This window comes from Psychrobacter halotolerans (assembly GCF_039680845.1).
In the GTDB taxonomy this organism is placed as follows: Bacteria; Pseudomonadota; Gammaproteobacteria; order Pseudomonadales; family Moraxellaceae; genus Psychrobacter.
The window spans coordinates 91017-110231 of record NZ_JBDKWD010000002.1; the positions used below are offsets into that span (position 1 = coordinate 91017).

General features: G+C 42.7%; 15 protein-coding genes. 11 read left to right on the forward strand and 4 right to left on the reverse strand.

What is annotated here, in order from left to right; translation table 11 throughout:
* Positions 1 to 53: 53 nt before the first annotated feature.
* A complete protein-coding gene (locus tag AAJP47_RS04095) occupies positions 54 to 2201 on the forward strand; it encodes an McrB family protein (RefSeq protein WP_346716644.1) in 2148 nt (715 codons plus the stop codon).
* Positions 2179 to 3591, forward strand: coding sequence for an McrC family protein (locus AAJP47_RS04100; RefSeq protein WP_346716645.1), 1413 nt, complete (start codon positions 2179 to 2181; stop codon positions 3589 to 3591). The genes AAJP47_RS04095 and AAJP47_RS04100 overlap by 23 nt, the downstream gene beginning before the upstream one ends.
* A 68-nt stretch (positions 3592 to 3659) precedes the next feature.
* Here AAJP47_RS04100 and AAJP47_RS04105 read toward each other — a convergent pair whose 3' ends face one another.
* Positions 3660 to 4157 (reverse strand): cupin domain-containing protein, encoded by a 498-nt coding sequence (locus AAJP47_RS04105; RefSeq protein ID WP_346716646.1) that lies wholly within the window; start codon positions 4155 to 4157, stop codon positions 3660 to 3662.
* Positions 4158 to 4474: 317 nt separating this feature from the next.
* Here AAJP47_RS04105 and AAJP47_RS04110 point away from each other — a divergent pair, with 317 nt between their 5' ends.
* Positions 4475 to 5641 carry a MalY/PatB family protein gene (locus AAJP47_RS04110; RefSeq protein WP_346716647.1) on the forward strand — a complete coding sequence of 389 codons (1167 nt, stop codon included), beginning with the start codon at positions 4475 to 4477 and terminating at the stop codon, positions 5639 to 5641.
* A gap of 153 nt (positions 5642 to 5794) precedes the next feature.
* Here AAJP47_RS04110 and AAJP47_RS04115 read toward each other — a convergent pair whose 3' ends face one another.
* The 3 genes from AAJP47_RS04115 to AAJP47_RS04125 all read right to left on the reverse strand — a co-directional run bounded on the left by AAJP47_RS04115 (position 5795) and on the right by AAJP47_RS04125 (position 10826).
* Entirely contained in the window at positions 5795 to 7690 is a 1896-nt protein-coding gene (locus tag AAJP47_RS04115; RefSeq protein ID WP_346716648.1) for a BCCT family transporter, read from the reverse strand.
* Between the two features lie 637 nt (positions 7691 to 8327).
* Entirely contained in the window at positions 8328 to 9128 is an 801-nt protein-coding gene (locus AAJP47_RS04120; protein WP_346716649.1) for a hypothetical protein, read from the reverse strand.
* Positions 9129 to 9272: 144 nt separating this feature from the next.
* Positions 9273 to 10826 (reverse strand): YadA-like family protein, encoded by a 1554-nt coding sequence (locus AAJP47_RS04125; RefSeq protein ID WP_346716650.1) that lies wholly within the window; start codon positions 10824 to 10826, stop codon positions 9273 to 9275.
* 579 nt (positions 10827 to 11405) lie between these two features.
* On the opposite strand from AAJP47_RS04125, the gene guaA reads away from it, so the two are divergent.
* The 8 genes from guaA (at position 11406) to AAJP47_RS04165 (ending at position 19172) form a co-directional block, all read left to right on the forward strand.
* Positions 11406 to 13016 (forward strand): glutamine-hydrolyzing GMP synthase, encoded by a 1611-nt coding sequence (gene guaA / locus AAJP47_RS04130; protein ID WP_346716651.1) that lies wholly within the window; start codon positions 11406 to 11408, stop codon positions 13014 to 13016.
* Between the two features lie 262 nt (positions 13017 to 13278).
* On the forward strand, positions 13279 to 13581 hold the full coding sequence (locus AAJP47_RS04135; protein ID WP_346716652.1) for an antibiotic biosynthesis monooxygenase family protein: 303 nt from the start codon (positions 13279 to 13281) through the stop codon (positions 13579 to 13581).
* A 15-nt stretch (positions 13582 to 13596) separates the two neighbouring features.
* A complete protein-coding gene (locus AAJP47_RS04140) occupies positions 13597 to 13980 on the forward strand; it encodes an amino acid-binding protein (RefSeq protein ID WP_346716653.1) in 384 nt (127 codons plus the stop codon).
* A 2-nt stretch (positions 13981 to 13982) separates the two neighbouring features.
* Positions 13983 to 14708, forward strand: a complete 726-nt coding sequence (locus AAJP47_RS04145) for an ArsR/SmtB family transcription factor (protein WP_346716654.1) — start codon at positions 13983 to 13985, stop codon at positions 14706 to 14708.
* Between the two features lie 361 nt (positions 14709 to 15069).
* Positions 15070 to 16137, forward strand: coding sequence for an SDR family oxidoreductase (locus AAJP47_RS04150; protein ID WP_346716655.1), 1068 nt, complete (start codon positions 15070 to 15072; stop codon positions 16135 to 16137).
* A gap of 268 nt (positions 16138 to 16405) precedes the next feature.
* Complete coding sequence (locus tag AAJP47_RS04155; protein WP_346716656.1) at positions 16406 to 16927, forward strand: NADPH-dependent FMN reductase; 522 nt, start codon at positions 16406 to 16408, stop codon at positions 16925 to 16927.
* A gap of 200 nt (positions 16928 to 17127) precedes the next feature.
* On the forward strand, positions 17128 to 17808 hold the full coding sequence (locus AAJP47_RS04160; protein WP_346716657.1) for a DUF2628 domain-containing protein: 681 nt from the start codon (positions 17128 to 17130) through the stop codon (positions 17806 to 17808).
* A gap of 308 nt (positions 17809 to 18116) precedes the next feature.
* Positions 18117 to 19172, forward strand: coding sequence for a hypothetical protein (locus AAJP47_RS04165; RefSeq protein ID WP_346716658.1), 1056 nt, complete (start codon positions 18117 to 18119; stop codon positions 19170 to 19172).
* The last annotated feature ends 43 nt before the right edge of the window (positions 19173 to 19215 follow it).

Sequence of the window (19215 nt, forward strand, 5' to 3'; positions counted from 1 at the left end):
TTATAATCATATAAAACCATCATTAAAAATTCATTAGTTAGCAGGATACCTCATTGCAAAAAATTATTGTAAAGGATGGCGACTACAACTGCCCACCACCTATTAATAAGCAAGACTGGATAGAGATATTGTCAGATGATAGCTTCATGTCCAATAATTATAAATTTGCGCTAAGCATCTTTTATTTAGAGCCAGACCATAAAGCGACTTGCAAATACCTAGCAGAAAAATATTGTACTCACCCGACCTCTATAAGTGGCTTTATTACTCAGTTTAGTGCCCGCTTGCAAGGTAAGCTAAATCGCTTTGAGGTAATCAAAGAAGATGGTTCGCCAAATTGGTGGCTGATTACCATGACTGGTAAAAAAGTAGCTGGTGGTTTGTTTGAGTGGCGATTACGTGATGAGCTTATAGAGGCAATAATAGATTTAGACTTCATTGATTCAAGCCAGTTAAACGTTGATAGTTTAGGTACTCTCGTTAATTCTATTAACGAAGACTTGAGTGAATTTATAATAGGGTTCAGAAAAACAAGGAAAGTTTTATCAAATAAGGAGAGGGCAACAACATCAGGTATTCTTTTTAAAAATAAAGGTGATGATGCAGACTGGGCTATAAATGAAGGTGGACACAATGAAATTCAGTATCACATATTTTTGAGGGATGATGAGGTTGGTTATGGGCTAGGTTTTAACGCTCAGTATGTCCCATTCAATAACGATAAAACGTCACTTGAGCACATCAAGCCTTTTGTCGAAGCATTTTCATCTATTCAAAATAGTGACATAGTCAACACTCTCAGAAACAGAGACTTTGAGATTGATTTAAACTCTTTAAAAAGCATGAGTGAAGGTGGATATAACCTATTTGGCCGGGTTGTTCCATTGACCGATAGCAAGCTTCCATTAATAGATTATTACGGTATTATCAATGATTTAAAAGGTGATCTGTTTGAGTTGTACAAACGAATATTTGAGATTGCAAACAAGCTAACTATGAACAATCAATCAAGTAATCAAAATTTTCAACAGCCTATTACCAATTCGTTAGTGCGGGAAATTAGTGAATTACTACTCGCTAATAAAAACTTGATATTAACAGGTGCACCAGGAACAGGTAAAACCTATTTAGCTAAAATATTAGCTGAAGCGTGGGGTGCAGAGTATAAGCTTATTCAGTTTCATCCATCGTATGATTATACTGACTTTGTTGAAGGCTTACGACCCATTAAAAGTGAAGCTGGAGAAGTCGGTTTTGAATTACGAGACGGTAGTTTTAAAAAATTCTGTAAAGAAGCACTGAAATATCAGAACAATCAAAAACTCAGCAATTTCGATGAGATATATCAAAAGTTTACTGATGATGTTCTAGAAAATGGATTACAATTAATTACTCCATCTCAAAAAAAACCATTCAGAGTTGAAATAAATTCTCAAAAAAGCTGTACAGCCATTCCTGATACAGTCAAACAAACACCGATGATAGTTACTAAAAGCTATATTCAAAATTATTTTGAAACAGGAGAAGTGATTGATTGGAAGCCTTATGTAATACCAGTATGTGAGTACATAAAAGCGAACTACGATTTGGAAATGGCCAATACTGGCGATAAAGACAAGAGGTTTATCCTTATCTTGGATGAGATTAATCGCGCTGAAATCTCAAAGGTTCTAGGCGAGCTTTTTTTCTCCATTGACCCTGGCTATCGAGGTGAGAGTGGCAAAGTTACCACTCAATATGCTAACTTGCAAACCGAAGAAGACGTCTTTAAAAAGGGTTTTTATATCCCAGACAACGTTTATATCATCGGCACAATGAACGATATTGATCGCAGTGTGGAGTCGTTTGATTTTGCGATGCGTCGCCGTTTTGCATGGAAAGAAATCAAATCAGAAGACCGTTTAACTATGTGGGACGGTCAAATTGACGAATGGTCAGACGAAGCCAAGCAGCGCTTAATCGTTTTAAACAAAGCTATCGAATCTATACAGGGGTTGAGTGCAGCTTATCACGTTGGCCCAGCGTATTTCTTAAAGCTTACCAACTATAATGGTGATTTTGACAAGTTATGGACATACCATTTAGAGTCGTTACTTTGTGAATATCTGCGTGGTTATCCTGATGCTGAGCAACAGATTCAAGGATTAAAAGATGCCTATAATCTACGGTTAGGGTCTAATGATGATCGTAACGACGGATAATACTTCATTAAATTTAGATTCTAATGTGCCAAACTTTAATAAAGTTATAGCTGATTTATCACTACTCGCTAGTAAAAATATTGGCGAGCTAGTGAAAGAATACCCAAATTTATTGATTTTCCCTGCGCATTTTAAAGATAACGAAGACGATATTGCCAGTAAACCAATCTTTGAATTAAAGATTAATGAGTCACAGACAGTTTTAGAGACAGGAAATGTCATGGGTTTTATTGGTGTGCAGAATGCACAGCTAAAAATCCAATCTCGTTTTACTCAGCCTTCTGTTGTTGATAATGATGACCAAGCCAATCAAGAAGAAGGTAATGAAGAAGATTACTTTCTACACTATATGTTGCAAAAAGTATTGTGCATTAACTTGTTTGATGTAAAGCATAGTAATAGTCAAACTAACGTGTTTGATTTTTTGGTATATTTATTTCCTTATTTCCTCAAAAAAGCCTTGTCTCAGAGTTTATACAAAGAGTATCAAAAGAAAACTTATAACGACAGCAATCTCAAAGGTGCTATAAATATCAAAACGCACCTGCAACGAAACTTACCATTTCGAGGTAGCGTCGCCTACCGTGTGCGAGAGCACAGCTTTGATAATCCGATAACACAGCTCATCCGCCATACCATTGAGCTTATCAAACAAAAACCTAATTTAAGAGACGTCTTGCATAGTGACAGCGAAACCCTTGCTTTCGTCAATTTGATTGTCCAGCATACCCCGTCTTATCATGCATGGGACAGGCATACTATTATCCATACCAACCTTAAACCCTTTGTTCATCCCTACTTTACAGAATACAGTGGCCTGCAAAAAATCTGCCTACAAATTCTGCGTCATGAAGGTCTTAAGTACGCCAAAAACGACGACAAAGCCTACGGTATTTTGTTCGATGGAGCGTGGCTGTGGGAAGAATATCTCAATACGTTATTGTGCCCCATCGGCTATAAACATCCCACTAATAATAATCGAAAAGGTGGTATAGATGTCTATGTACAGAAGTTTTCGGGTAATAATGTGCGGCGTTATCCTGACTTTGTGAAAGACAATCGTATTATTTTGGACGCCAAATATAAGCGCATGAAAGCAAATAGCATTGACCGTGACGATTTAAACCAAGTCCTTTCTTATTTGTTTTTATATCAAGCTAATATTGGTGGTTATATTGCTCCTACAGAAGACGATAATTTAGCGCTGAATATGGGTTTACTTAATGGTTTCGGTGGTGGTATTCATAAGTTTAAGTTGGCAATTCCGCAACAGGTAGCAAATTACCAAGAATTTAAAAATGCTATTACTAAGAATGAAACGCAGCTGATTACGTCTATTGAAGCGCTGTCTTCTGAGCAAAATAATAATGAGTCATTCACTACTATCTAAATTATGCAATTATTTAATAGTTACTTTGAGACGCGTCTCAGTAGTATCGGCTATCAACTATACCACCCTCAAACCTCACCCAAATCCTCAAAATCCACATACTCTTTTTTGCCATGGATCTTATACATCTTGCGCTTAATCTCTGGATACAGAGTAATGTCAATCGGTGGTCGGCTGCCGCCCATCAGGTAAGTGGCATCGGCATTACTATCATTGCGCATTGAGTGCGCCGCGCCATGTGCAGGGAAACCCACAAAATCACCAGCGCTCAGTTGATACTGCTCATCGCCATATTGTAGCGACAACTCACCTGACAGCACATAAATGAACTCATCTGACTCTTCGTGATAGTGATGTGTCGTCGTCTCATCGCCTGCCTCAACTCGCACAAGGTGCAGGCCGCATTTTGTGAGACCGACGATGTCACTTAGCGAGACGGTATGGCGAATGGCCTTTTCATTGAACTGATGGACGTGTTTGCTCTCAGTGGTATTGTCGATATCGGACTTGGTTAGGACGTAAGCGTGCGTGTCCGTCTGCGGCTTTTGGTCAGGTAGGGTCATCATCTGTCTCCGTGATTGATATTTTGAGTGTACCTCACTATTCGCCAATAGTGCTAGGTTTCAAACGTGACAAAAGAGAGGTATATCCGTAGCACGCTGATATCGTTGATTCACTTTAAAACCGATACAAAGCTGCTGCGATACATTTTACGCAGCCTCTGTCAGCGCAGACACAGCAAGCAAGTAAAATTTATATCAGTAGCGAATCAATATTGATGTATCGATTTTATTTTGAGATGACGATATACCCATAAAGCGATTGGTGATGATGGCATTCATGTTGTACTCTAAACCACTATATTCAATGAAGGAGAAGGCGGGTGCAATACAACTTTGATGAAGTGATCGACAGACGGGGTACAGGATCATCCAAATGGCACTATAGCGATGACACGATTCCGCTATGGGTGGCAGATATGGACTTTAAGGCCGCGCCGCCTATCCTAGACGCGATTGAGCAAGTGGTTCAGCATGGCATATTGGGTTATACCAAACCCACCGAGGCGTTGTATGAGGCGATTATTGGCTGGCATGGCAGTCGCTATGACTTGGCGCTTAACAAAGAAAACATCTTATTTTCCCCCGGTGTTGTGCCAAGTTTGGCGTTAATATTGAACGTCTTTACCGAAGTAGGGGACGCGGTACTGATCAATGATCCTATCTATGCGCCGTTTATGAGTAAGGTTGAGCAAAACGGTCGCACGCTTGTGACCTCAGCCCTAAAAAAAGATGAGGGTAAATATCGTTTGGATTTGGCTGATATCGAAGCTAAGATTATAGAGCATGACGTTAAGCTTTATCTGCTTTGTAATCCGCACAATCCGGGCGGGCGCGTGTGGACGAGCGAGGAGCTGGAAGCGTTCCTTGCGATTTGTAAAAAGCACAACGTGGCGATTGTCAGCGATGAGATTCATCAAGACTTAACCTTGAGCGGTCACACATTTACGCCGTTTTTGACGTTAGCAAAGGGTTATGAGCATAAGGTGGTCAGTCTGACTTCGATGACCAAGACCTTTAACCTCGCGGGTATCAAAGGCTCAATGATATTTGCCAAAAATGATGAGTTGATCGGCAGAATCAGCCAGCAGCAGCAATTAAATGATGAGTACGAGCTAAATTTATTTGCTTATACCGCGATGCGTAGTGCTTATGAGCAAGGCGATGAGTGGTTGGCGCAGGCGCTTGCTTATATCGAAGCCAATATTGACTTTGCTATAGAGTTTTTAGAAGCGCACCTACCTGATATCAAGGTTATGCGCCCAGAAGCGTCGTATTTGATTTGGCTGGATTGTTCAGCGTATGCTCAAGACGATCAAGTGCTTTATGACACCTTAAGAGCGGCTAAAGTTGAGCTGAATGCGGGCATCAAATATGGTCAAGAAGGCCATCTAAAAATGCGCTTAAACGTCGCCTGTCCTAGAGCATTACTGACAGAAGGGCTAAATCGTATTGATACTGCTTTGAGTAGTGGCATTAAGTCATTGTAAAATTTGTACTAGTAGCGCGTTTAAATTTATATCACCGTTTTATTTTCAACTGACCATCTCTTAAACTGGACGGATCATCACAGATAAAACAGCAAAAAGGCTGGGCTACCAACGTAGCCCAGCCTTTTTATTTGATAGATTAAAGATACTTAATTAAGGCGACTTTTTATTTACGTCATTTGCATCATTTACATTGTTTTCAGCATTTTCCGTATCCTCACGCATCTGCTCCCATTCTTCCTGCTGATGCATGACCGAGCCTTCAAGCGATTCGGAGGTTTCACCTTCCTCCCACGGTGCATTGTCAGGCAGCTCTTCAATATGGATGGTTTTTATACTGTAATCTGGCTGATAAGCAAGATCGTAGCGCGCCGCTTTAATCACCGATATCATCATCATAGAGAGAATGATAATCAAGGGCGCACCCGCGATAATAGACGCCGTTTGCAAGGTTTGCAAGTCGCCCAAAAACATCAAAATCGCAGGCAATAAGCATAAGGTAAATGCCCAAAACAGGCGATTCCAACGATGCGGCTCATCATCCACTTCCACTTGCACAACCGATGCCAAGATATAAGAGATGGAGTCAAAGGTGGTGGCGGTAAAGATAACGGCCAAAAAGGTAAAGACGGCGATGACCAAATAAGACATCGGTAAGCTATTTAAAATAGCAAAGATAGCAGCAGTCGGCGATTCATTATTCAAAATAGCAACCACATCGACGCCGCCTGTGAGTTGTAGATAGAGACCGTAATTGCCCAAGATTACCATAAACATCGCACAGCCGAGTGAGCCGTAAAACATCGATCCTAAGACCATATTACGAATCGTACGACCTCTTGAGATTTTGGCGATAAACAGTCCAATCGTTGGGGCAAATACCAGCCACCACGCCCAATAAAAGACGGTCCAATCTTGCGGGAAGGTGGTGTGCTCAAAGCCGAATTCTTGAAAGTCTTTAAAGGGTTCAATATAAGTCATCATGCGCGGCATCTCGGTAATCGAGCGCCCGATGGCTTCTAAACCTGCATTCAAAATAAAGACGGTCGGCCCAACAACTAGGATAAATAATAAGAAGGCGACGGCCAAATAAAAATTGATATTGGAGAGTTTTTGAATACCGCCTTTGAGTCCCTGATAAGCACTATAAGCAAAAATCATGGTGGTCACTAACAACACCACAATCTGCATGGTGACGTTACGCGGTAAGCCAAATAGATTGTATAAACCTTCGTTGATGAGCGGAGAGGCAAGACCGAGCGTCGTTGCGCCGCCGCCAACCATACCGAATACGAATAACACATCAAGCATCTTGGCCCAGTTGCTACCAGCCAGCTTTTCGCCCAATAATGGCATCAGTGTTTGGCTGACCTTGAGTACCGGCGTTTGGCGCACATAATAAAAATAAGCGATAGGCACGGCAGGTACTAAATAGATGGACCAAGCGACAGGCCCCCAGTGAAAAATACCGTAGGTGGTTGCCCAGCGGATAGCGTCAGGTGAGCCGCCTGCGATATTAAAAGGCGGACTTTGATAATAATACGCCCATTCGATAAGACCCCAGTAAAGAATACTGGCACCAATCCCGCCACAAAACAACATAGACGCCCATGATGCATCGGAGAACTCAGCGGTTTCTTCTGGTCGTCCCAGTTTGATTTTGCCAATATCAGAGAACACGATGTAGATGACAAACAGCATGGCAAGGACGCCAAATAATAAGTAGGCGAAACCAAAGTTGTCTCCTACGAACGCGCGCGCAACGCCCACCCAAGCTTTGCCCTCCTCAGGGAACAGTATTAAGGGGACAGCGATACTAAACAGTATGACCAGCACCATACCGAACGTAAACTTATCGATACGGGTATCTGGTACGTGGTCAGGTCGCCACTGCGGGACGGACATACCCACATCAAAAGTCCCTAAATGAGGGGGCTTTTGATGTTTTGATCGTGCTTTTACATAGTCTGGAAGATATTCTTTTGAAACAGGTTTGGCCACCCTGCTATTGAGCTTTTGGCCATCCTGTCCACTATCGGAGTTGCGCATTTGTTGTTTCCTGTTTTAAAGAAGCTAAAAATGACAGTAACAAGTACGCACGACAGATCTGTCTTGTGCCAATCTTTTGATACTCTCAATGTTAAAGCGTTACGTGCATGCTAAATTCAATTTAAAAAGAATATAGTGCTACTGGCTCGAATGTTGCGCCGCTTCTGTGTAAGTAGCAGGCAAAAAACGTTCATAGCAGTGACAAGTCGAAATTTTTATATCCTTTTTATTTTGAACGGATGATGATAGTTCATGCACGGTTTATAGAGATTGCAGACATTTGCGCTTTTGGCGTCGCTGCGTTTAAAGACATTATCTGACATGGCATTATGAAACAAGCGCTTGTTACTGACGGCGATACTGATCATGTTTCACAGTAAAAAAGTACTGAGGAACAGCATAGTAACAAGTTTTTTCGGTCAAATTGCTTTATATTCCATAACTTATCAATTTTTATTTACTGACTACTTTTGCTTTGTATTTAAAATTTGCTTAAATCCCCGCTCACAGATTGGTTATATGTAGATGTCAAAAAACCCTGCCATAGCAGGGTTTTTATTTGGTTGATGAAAATCGATGGTATCTACTGTGCCTTGTCTGCACAGACAGATGGATTAAGTTGATCGTTATAAGGGGTTTACTGAGCTGACTTATAATAGTCAACGAGCATCGTACCCAACGTACCGTTTTCATCAATCGTCACGATATTGACCGTGCCTGTCTGTGACGCTGTACTCGATTGAACTTGACCTGCATTACCTAGGACGACCTGATGTTTGTTTTTGGCATTGGCGCCATTACCGATAGCCAGACTGTTCAAACCGCCTGCCACTGACATGTTACCAATCGCAATAGAAGATTCGCCCTGTGCCATTGCCGCTTCACCCACTGCGGTCGCGCGCATACCACTGGCATCAGCCAAGTGACCAAAGGCTTGCGCACGCTCAGCTGTGGCTTTTGATTGCCAACCGATAGAGGTTGAGCCTAGACCTGCTGAATTGGCTTGACCACCGACAGCGGTGGCGGAATTCATACCAGCGCTGGCTTTATTACCGACTGCAACGGTATCATTGGTGCCGCCAGCCATTGCTGCTTCACCCACTGCGGTTGAGCGTACGCCACTGGCATCTGCCAAGTGACCAAAAGCTTGCGCACGCTCAGCCGTGGCTTTTGATTGCCAACCGATGGAGGTTGAGCCTAGACCGGCTGCGTTGGCCTGACCACCGACCGCAGTCGCAGAGTTAAGACCCGCATTGGCTTTATTACCGAGTGCAACCGTGTCGTTGGTTCCGCCTGCCATGGCTTGATTGCCATAGGCCAGAGCCGTTGTGCTGACATCAGCAGCCATGACAGCAGTGGTGCTAAAAGAAGCGGCAGCCATTGCTAGTGTAAGTGCACTGATTTTAAGTACTGAGGGCGATAATAATTCCATTTTCATCGTTTTTTATCCTGTTATTTAAGAGCCTTAAAGGCGTTTTGATTGATTTAATGATTGTAAAAGTATAAAAGGTACTGCGTATCTACCGCGTTTTGCTCACAAAGACTGTCGAGAGCGGTAGATAGCGATGTGGTTTGGAGCAGTTTACCAAGCGAAAGAGACGCCGCCACGCGCGCCAACTTTGCCAGTATCAGCACCAACACCAGCACCTGCTGAAATGGTCACGCTTTCACTTGCTCGTCCCGCAAAAGACGCGCTCACAGCAGTGCTGCCATTGTAATAACCCGTGCCAAGTCCCATGGCATATCTTTTACCTGCAGGAATAACTGGGGTCTCCATAGACAGAGCCATGGCGATACCGTCTTCTGCTTCATCTAAACGGTCTTCTTGACGATTGTACTGGCTACGCAAGTCGTTAAACTGTTGTGAAGTGGCTAATGAGTCTATGCTGACACTGGTGCCGAGCGTACCGTTTGCATCGGTTGTTACGATATTGGTGCCGCCTGACTGCGATGCTGTGCTGGCTTGAAGCTGGCCTGCGTTACCCAAAGCGATTTGATTGTCAGCTGCTGCCGTTGCACCGTTACCGATAGCGATACTGTTTAAACCGCCTGCCACTGATTGATTACCTAGCGCGACAGAGCGCTCGCCTTGTGCAGCCGCATCTTCACCCACGGCGGTTGAGCGAACACCAGAAGCGCTGGCGAGATGACCAAAAGCCTGAGCTCTTTCTGCGGTCGCTGTTGCGCGCCAACCGACTGCGGTCGCACCCGCTGTTTCGCCTGTCGATGTCAAATTACCGCCATTTAGGTCTGTACCTTCGGCTACTATGCCAGTGAAGGCCTCACCGCCTAACGCAGTCGTCGAATTACCATTCGCTTGTGTGTTGTTACCGATAGCCACGGTATCGTTGGCGCCGCCAGCAACCGCTTCATTACCTATTGCCACAGAGCGTTCGCCCTGTGCAGATGCGGCCTCACCGACTGCAGTTGAGCGCACGCCCGTTGCTGATGCCAGATGACCAAAGGCTTGAGCACGCTCAGCACTTGCAGTGGACTGCCAACCCATCGCAGTCGCACCTGCTTGCGTGGCCTGTGCTTGAGCACCGATAGCGGTTGACGAGGTACCAGAGGCAGTTGTTTGACGCTCGCCACTTCTGTCGCCGCCTATTGCAACCGCATCAAGACCTGAGGCTACTGATTGGTTACCAATAGCAATCGCATTGTCTGAACTGGCGCTGGCATCTTCACCGACTGCAGTCGCGCGAACGCCAGAAGCACTGGCTAAATGACCGACCGCGGTCGCTCTCTCTGCGGTCGCTGTTGCACGCCAACCAATGGCAGTAGCGCCTGGAGTATCACCTGTAGAAGTGAGGGAGCCTGCGTTTAAGTCAGTGTCTGCAGCGACAGTTCCAGTGAAAGCCTCACCGCCAATCGCAGTCGTAGAGTTTCCAGTTGCAGTGGCAGCATTACCGATGGCGACTGTGTCGTTAGTTCCGCCAGCGACCGCGTTATTGCCACAAGCAAGAGCAGTGACGCCACTACTGGTTGCGCCTAAGGTGGTTGTATTACCATTTGCATCATTGAGTTGGCATTCAGCGGCCATGACGGTTGAAGTAGTAAAAGAAGCAGCGGCAACTGCTAGGGTGAGGGTGCTGATCTTGAGCGCTGAGCGCGACGAGAATTCCATTTTCATCATTTGTGTCCTTTTAAAAAGCCGTAATGGCTTTACAGTGGTTTGGTTGGATGTTGACAGAGATCATTGCGCGCTTAGTGTTAAGGCGCTCTGACATGAGTAATCTAACAATTGACCAGAGAGTGGCGCTTATAGTGGTACTTGTTCACTTAATATTGGTCACTTAATAAAGGAGCTATCTTAGATTGGCCTAAACGCTGTCCTGCGATTGATGAGCCAATCCAATGTGAAATGTCAAAGTCAGCCAACAACTTCACTCAAATGTTTTACGCCTGAATAACAGCACATCAGCAACTCACATAATTGGCATTCACTGCTTTACTGTACATGTTTCTGTAACACAGTTCGACTCATTACTAACGTTAAGTTTCAAAAAATTACAATGATTATTATGTTGAAGAAATCATTTAATAAGTGGCAATATCAAATAAATCGCTACTCTCTAAAACGACACAATGGGCGTCATAAGCCGCTTTTTTATAAAAACGGCTTGAATAACGAAATTTTGCTCAGGAAGTAACCCTGATGCGGCTAAACTTGTTAAAATAGGGCACCAATTTCTCTATTGATGGACATCGATTTATGACCACTGCCGCTGCTACTCCTGCAATTAAACAAGATCGCATCTTAATCCTTGATTTTGGCTCGCAATACAGTCAGCTAATCGCCCGCCGTGTGCGTGATTCTGGGGTGTTTTGTGAGATGTTCCCTTATGACATCGACAGCCAGCGTATTATCGATTTTGGCGCAAAAGGCGTCATCCTATCAGGCGGCCCTGAGAGCGTACACGCAGAAGACAGCCCGCGTATCAACGATGCGGTGTTTGACTTGGGTGTGCCAGTATTGGGCATTTGCTACGGCATGCAAGCGATGGCGGATCGTTTTGGCGGGCAGGTTCATGCTAGCGACATTCATGAGTTTGGCGCTGCGACGATTGAGGTGACAGGTCATTCGCATTTAACCGAAGGCATCGAAGACAGCCGTACCGGTGGTCAGTCAGCCAAGCTCAACGTATGGATGAGTCATGGCGACAAAGTCATCGAAGCGCCAGCAGGCTTCGACATTGTCGCTAGTACGCCAAGCTGTCCGATTGCAATCATGGCCAATGATGACAAGCAATATTACGGTCTACAGTTCCATCCTGAAGTGACGCATACCTTGCAAGGTCAGGCGCTCCTTAGTCGTTTCGTGCATCAGATATGTGAGTGTGCAGGCGAGTGGACGCCAGACAACATCATTGACATGCGCGTGGCTCAGTTGAAAGAGCAAATCGGTGACAAGCAAGTATTGCTTGGTCTATCAGGCGGTGTGGATAGCTCAGTGGTTGCGGCAATTTTGCACAAAGCGATTGGCGATCAGCTAACCTGTGTGTTCGTTGATAATGGCCTCTTGCGTCTGCACGAAGGCGATCAGGTCATGCAAGTGTTTGCCGAAAACATGGGCGTTAAAGTCATTCGCGTCGATGCCGAAGACTTATTCTTAGATGCGCTGGCGGGCGAGTCTGACCCAGAGAAAAAACGCAAAATCATTGGTAAAACCTTTATTGACGTATTCGCCAATAGCGCGCGTGAAGTGAGCGAGCAAAGCGACGGCAAAGTCGTTGAATTCTTGGCGCAGGGTACAATTTACCCAGACGTGATCGAATCAGCCAAGTCGCATCAAGGCAAAGCGCACGTCATCAAGAGCCATCATAATGTGGGCGGCTTGCCAGATGACTTGGCGTTTGAGTTGGTTGAGCCATTACGTGACCTCTTCAAAGATGAAGTACGCAAATTGGGTATCACGCTAGGTCTACCAGAAAAAATGATCTATCGCCATCCGTTCCCAGGTCCGGGTTTGGGCGTGCGTATCTTGGGTGAAGTCAAAAAAGAATACGCTGATATCTTGCGTTTGGCCGATGCCATCTTTATGCAGGAGCTTGAGCGTTCAGGCTGGTATGACAAGACGGCGCAAGCGTTTGCCGTATTCCAACCAATCAAATCGGTCGGCGTGGTCGGTGATGGCCGCCGCTATGCGTGGGTGATTGCGCTACGTGCGGTTGAGACCGTAGACTTTATGACCGCGCGTTTCGCTCATCTGCCGTATGATCTGATCGAAACGGTCTCCAACCGCATCATGAACGAGATCAAAGATGTCTCACGCGTGACCTATGATGTGTCGAGCAAGCCACCTGCGACGATTGAGTGGGAATAATTATTCTCTAAACGTTACTTAAAACTATTAAAAAAGCCCACGATAGCGTGGGCTTTTTTGTGTTTTAGACATAGCTATTTAACGAGCATCTGCTCTGTACTTGTTAGCTAGCCCATCTATATTTTCTAACTGCTTTCCTAAAATTCTTTCCTCTATGAGCTAAGCGGCTTACCCGACCAGCACATTTCGCTCATGACCGAAGCATTAGTTTTTTATGTAGTTAAAATATCCAAGACAACTTAATGAACTTGAGGGGGAAAGCATGATAGCCGTGTTCTTTGAAGCTTTAGCTGTTCCAGAAAAGAAAGACCGTTATTTTCAATTGGCTGAACAATTGAAACCACTTCTTACCAATATCGATGGATTTATATCGATTGAACGCTTTCAAAGCACAACCAACCCAGACAAGTTTATCTCTATATCTTGGTGGGAACATGAAGAGGCCATTAAGCATTGGAAAAAAAACGTTCAACATAAACTGGCTCAAGAGGAAGGAAAAAGGTTTATTTTTTCTTCGTACAAGATCAGTATTCTAACCACAACTCGCGAATATAGCTCGCAATAGCAAGGATATATAAATATGCATGATATACATATCATTTTAAAAAACAGTCCCGGAGAATTAGCCAGTTTCGGTAAGGTATTGGGAAGCAATGGCATCGGGTTAGAAGGTGGTGGCGTATTTATGGTGAACAATCAAAGCCATGCTCACTTTTTGGTTGAAGATGGTGAGAAGGCCAAGAATGTTCTTACTGAACACGGGTTTGAAGTAAAAAGTGTCGCACTTCCACTTATACGAAAGCTAAAGCAAGAACAGCCCGGAGAACTGGGTGCAATTGCCAAAGCATTGTCTGACAATGGTGTAAACATTATCGTTCAATATAGTGATCATGACAATCGATTGATCCTTGTCACCGATAACGCTATATTAGCTGAAAAAGCGACGATTGAGTGGGCTGTTTGAACTTGAGTAAAAAAAATATCTCTTTGATAGAGGCGACAGATTACAACCAAGAAACCGAAATGGCAGTGCTAGCAGCTGCCATGTCTGATCCCTCGCGCATGAAGATCCTTTGTGCCTTGATGGATGGAAAAGCGTGGACGGCGACTGAACTAAGCTCGATAGTAGATATCGCTGCCTCTACCACCAGTGCTCACTTATCTCGTTTGCTCAAAGCCAACCTTGTTACCTGTTTATCTCAGGGACGCCATCGGTATTTTCGTCTCTATAGTAACAATATCGCCTTATTACTTGAAAATATGATGGGAATCACTTTTCAAGTAAATAACTCATCTCGCTCAAAAGTCCCAAAAGAATTACGAAAAGCAAGGACATGCTATGACCATATGGCAGGGGAAGTTGCTGTCAAACTATATAATTTTTTATTAGAGAATAAATGGATTAGCAGTGACGGTTGTGACCTGACGGCAAAAGGAAAAGAACAATTTTTGCAGTTAGGGATCAATATAGATGAAAAAACTAAGCGGAAAAAATGCTGTCCATGTTTAGACTGGAGCGAAAGAAGATTTCATGTTGGTGGGCAGTTAGGCGCATCCTTATTGGATTGTTTTGAAAAAAATAACTGGATTGAGCGCGTTCATGGATATCGGGAAGTTACTATTACGACGAAAGGTCACCAAGAGTTTCGCAGGCATTTCTTCATTGATAACCAATTTGAAGCCATTAGATAGAGATTATGCCAATCATACTGATTGGCATTTTTTGTGGTTTATCGATTAGAAATTGTATTTTCTGAAAAACCTATCAAAATCATTGATTGCTGTAAAACGAAAGGTTGCTCGTAGTAGTCCATCTTTATTAACATGATTAAGCGCTTCCTACTTGACTTATTAATCAAACGAAAGGCTTCTCTCACGCAGCATGGGCTATTCTTGAAAATGGCTTTACCAATGGTATCGTGATCAATGTTGACGGCAGTGGTTGTATCCCCTAATCTGTAAGACAAATGAGTTTTTGAAACCAGCTTTGCTAGTGGCTGGCTTCTATCAAAAAACTCTACGTTACTAATTCTAATTTACTTAAGGAGATATCATGCACCCTCATATGCTTGTCGTAGGTGGTTCAGGTGTGACTGGAAACGGGGCTGTTGCCGCATTACAAGACGCTGGATGGAAGGTAACAACGCTATCGCGAGCGGCTGAGCCTCCCCATGAAACAGCACACTTATCTGCCGATTTACTGGATAAAGCCTCACTACAGCAGCATTCAGACAGTCTGGCTCATGTGACACATATTTTTTATGCGGCAATCAAACCCTCCGATGATGCAAAGACAGAAGCACAAGAAAATGGCTTGATGTTTAAGAATATCATCGAAAGTGTGATAGCCGCTGGGGCGGATTTGAAGCGGGTGATATTTCTGCAAGGGGGCAAGGTTTATGGAGCTCATCTTGGGGTATATAAAACGCCAGCCCGAGAGGATGACAGCCGTCATTATCCACCAAACCTATATTTTGAACACGAAGACTATGCTCGCACGTTAGAGAATCAAGGTATCAGTTGGACTGCTTTGCGACCCGACATCATGATTGGTCATTCGCTGGGTTCTGCTATGAATATGGGTAACTTGATTGGTCTCTATGGCACCTTGTGTAAACACTTTGGCGTTGCTATGCAATTTCCGGGTTCTGCCGCAGCTTATCGTGTATTGATTAACTTTACGACTGCAAGCTTATTGGGTAAGGCGGTCGTTTGGGCGGCTGACAATGACAAGGATGGGGCTTATAACGTGACCAACGGCGATGTATGCCGCTGGAAGTATCTCTGGCCAAAATTGGCGGAATGGTTTGGACTGGACGTCGGTGAGCCGCAGCCAATTAATCTACAGCAACGTTTGAATCAAGCGTCAGATTCCGAATGGAAAGCGCTGGCAAAGCAATATGATTTACAAGAATCAGATATTAACCGTATTGCTCAAGGCAGTTTTGGCGATTTCATTTTTCATGTCGAAAATGATGGGATATTTGATGTGACGAAAGCCCGTCAGGCTGGATTTAATGAAATGAGTTTGCGTACAGACGATGAAATCATCGCGCATTTAGACAATATGGTAAAAGACGGATTAATTCCCAATCCCCAAGCTATAGTTGATCCTAAATAAAATGGATACAAGCAAGGATAGAGCGAGACTGGAACCAATTTTTTTGAAAGTTATTTTTGGATTAAAAAAGTTGCTGAGCAAATCTCATGTTTGTGGTTGATATCGCTATCAAGCACCCAAATAAAGCTGCATTGAGCACTGGCACAAACCCGCTCGCAGTGTTTATGATGATGCGTCTATACGTACCGGTACTATCCTCTCACTATAACAGTGATACATTTAACAATATGTTCAGCCCCCATTTAAGACAGATCATAAGGATTCTAAAATGAAAGTAATCGCCTTTGGCACTAGCAACAGTAGAAACTCCATCAATCAAAAACTGGCGCTTTATGCCGCCCAGCAAATCAGCGATGCTGACGTCACATTGCTCGATATTCATGATTTTGAGATGCCTATTTTTAGTGAAGAGCGCGAAAAAGAAACAGGTATTCCACCGCTTGCCCATGATTTTTATCAAGCCATTAGTGAAGCCGATGCCGTCGTCATCTCATTTGCTGAGTACAACGGCTCTTATACCTCTGCTTATAAAAATCTATTTGACTGGGCGTCACGCATAGACATGAAAGTCTTCCAAAACAAACCCATTATTATGTTGTCTACCTCTCCCGGCCCAGGCGGCGCACAAAGTGTGTTGGCTGCTGCTCAAGGCTCAGCGCCTTACTTTGCAGGAGACGTAAAAGGTACTCTGTCATTGCCCAATTTCTTTGATAATTTTGATGCAGAAAAAGGCGTGGTCACGGATGAGACGTTCAATCAAAAGCTGAATGAAATTATCAATACGCTGTAAGCTTAGATGTAACTGTACGAGATAATTAAAAAAGCACTCAACTTGGTTGGGTGTTTTTTTTGTCCAAAATAACTGAGATAAGGATAATCTTATTTTTTATTGAACTTTTGTTTTAGTTGATTATAATATGTCAACTTTAATTGGCTTTTTTATTGGCGATAAAATTAAAACCATCATTTTTAGTAAAAATAAGGGATACGATGCGGTGTACTAATTGCGGTCAAGAGAACTCACGTGATGCTCAGGTTTGCTCAAATTGTGAGCAACGTCTTGCTAATACTCAAGCACAAATGCCGCCCCCATTAACCCCCGTTAATATCGCAAAAGAGGCGCAAAGTGTACAACGCGGCTCTGATTCTGATACTGCTGATACGTTATTGGCCGCCTTTGTCGGTGAAAAGTATGACAGTTATTATCGTGAGAAATGGTTTAAAAACCATGTACCCACTTTAGATAAAGACGTAACAAAGATGAATATGCGGAGTTTTAATGTCGCTGGATTTTTCTTAGGTATTTTCTGGCTTTGCTATCGTAAGATGTATATAGCTGCTGCTCTGATTATGCTCGCTATCACGGTCATCGATCTTATCATGATGTATGTGTTGGGGATGGAAAGCTACAACGTATTGGGTCAATCTACTTTTGTGTTTGTCTGGATTGTCATGACTGGTATTTTAGGTAATTATCTGTATTTTGATCATAGCGTTAGACAGATTCAGAAGACGACCGGCGTTACCTCAGATCCAAATTTGATAAGAGAGCAGTTGGCTAAAAAAGGTGGTACGTCGTGGGTTGGCGCCATTGGCGTTAGTATAGTCATTATTACTTTATCAGTCGTCCTGACTTACTTTTTTGCCCCTGAATGGTATTGGATAGAGTGATAGGTTCGAGTTTGTGCTTAAATGATAGGTAGCTAAAAAACACTCAACTTGGTTGGGTTTTTTTTCGTAAATGATACCAAAACCAGAGAATACACCTATTTTATTGAACATTTGTCTTATTTAAGTATAATAAGGTAGTTTACTTAATCTTTATAATTGCATAGGTAGGCTTGTCGTGCTTTGATTTGACTGTACGTCTTACCTTTCGAGTAGTTTTTTGCTCAAGAATATAAATTAATATTGTCAATAAAACCGCCCATAGCTGAATAGGTATGGCTGTTTTTATAAGGTCTTTGATAGGTTAAAATATGGGTTTTCTTAATAGCATTAAGGCGTGGTTTGGTGGTGAGAAAAGTTACGACAACTTGGACAAGAGTCATACTATAGAAGAGGAGGCACCAATAGAACACGAGAACTATAGTACAGGTTTTTATAAATTTAGAGTAAAAGATAGAGAGAACAGTCATATAGAGCTAGCAAGTGAAGAAAAAGTAGAGCTAGAAAGTATTTTAAACGGCCTTGAAACTATTGAAGATAATATATTCAGTGCTGATTTACTAAAATCTATTGATTTGGCTATAAAAAAATATGAAGAAAACATTGATGTTTATACAAAAAATATCATAGATAATGCTGAAAAAATGGACGAGGAAGAACAGCTACAAGAAGCACCTTCAGAGATTATTAATGTATTTGTCTATCATTATTTGAACATGTTGAAAAATACACTAGCCAATAAAGATTTTATCTGCTTTTATAGATTATTTTTAGATAGTGATAAAAGCGAGGAGAAAATAAAGAATAGTAATATAGTCGATAATTATATAGGTAATAACAGCCCAAGTGAGGAGTTACAAGGCTTTATAAGATGGACAGAAGGTATAGTTGCTGCTATCAATAATGATCAAGTAGATATTGAAAATATTACTTATAACTCTCTTAAAGAACGAGAAATCTACTGTATTATAACAATAGATAGATACGAAGGTAACGAAGATAAACTGCTCTCAGATAAAGTATATGACATATCTTCAGAGGGTCAGTCTTCTGTATCTTTTAAGTTTAGTGTAGACCCAAACACATATATTGATTTTAAATTTTTTAATCCAAAAAAATTCTATACTGAAGATGCAATTAAAGTACTTGCTGAAGAATCCGAGGTAAGTTATGAGCTTACTAAAAAAGGTGTGGATTTCCATATAGGTTTGTTTTTGGAAATGTTTTCAGAAAAAAATACAGCTTTATCGTTGGAAACATGTGGTTGGGCTGAACTTGTGCATCATAACAAACACGCTGTACAGAACTGTCATCAATATGTGTTTGGTAGAGGTAAAGAATATCAAGACGTACAAGTATCCGTGTAGCTAATACATAATAAAAAAAGCAGCACCCCAAAATGAGTGCTGC

Coding starts and splice junctions, on each gene's coding strand:
- AAJP47_RS04160 (WP_346716657.1), top strand. CDS start 17,128: ATGCGGTGTACTAATTGCGGTCAAGAGAACTCACGTGATGCTCAGGTT.
- AAJP47_RS04140 (WP_346716653.1), top strand. CDS start 13,597: ATGCATGATATACATATCATTTTAAAAAACAGTCCCGGAGAATTAGCC.
- AAJP47_RS04165 (WP_346716658.1), top strand. CDS start 18,117: ATGGGTTTTCTTAATAGCATTAAGGCGTGGTTTGGTGGTGAGAAAAGT.
- AAJP47_RS04135 (WP_346716652.1), top strand. CDS start 13,279: ATGATAGCCGTGTTCTTTGAAGCTTTAGCTGTTCCAGAAAAGAAAGAC.
- AAJP47_RS04125 (WP_346716650.1), bottom strand. CDS start 10,826: ATGATGAAAATGGAATTCTCGTCGCGCTCAGCGCTCAAGATCAGCACC.
- AAJP47_RS04120 (WP_346716649.1), bottom strand. CDS start 9,128: ATGAAAATGGAATTATTATCGCCCTCAGTACTTAAAATCAGTGCACTT.
- AAJP47_RS04150 (WP_346716655.1), top strand. CDS start 15,070: ATGCACCCTCATATGCTTGTCGTAGGTGGTTCAGGTGTGACTGGAAAC.
- AAJP47_RS04105 (WP_346716646.1), bottom strand. CDS start 4,157: ATGATGACCCTACCTGACCAAAAGCCGCAGACGGACACGCACGCTTAC.
- AAJP47_RS04100 (WP_346716645.1), top strand. CDS start 2,179: ATGATGATCGTAACGACGGATAATACTTCATTAAATTTAGATTCTAAT.
- AAJP47_RS04115 (WP_346716648.1), bottom strand. CDS start 7,690: ATGCGCAACTCCGATAGTGGACAGGATGGCCAAAAGCTCAATAGCAGG.
- guaA (WP_346716651.1), top strand. CDS start 11,406: ATGACCACTGCCGCTGCTACTCCTGCAATTAAACAAGATCGCATCTTA.
- AAJP47_RS04155 (WP_346716656.1), top strand. CDS start 16,406: ATGAAAGTAATCGCCTTTGGCACTAGCAACAGTAGAAACTCCATCAAT.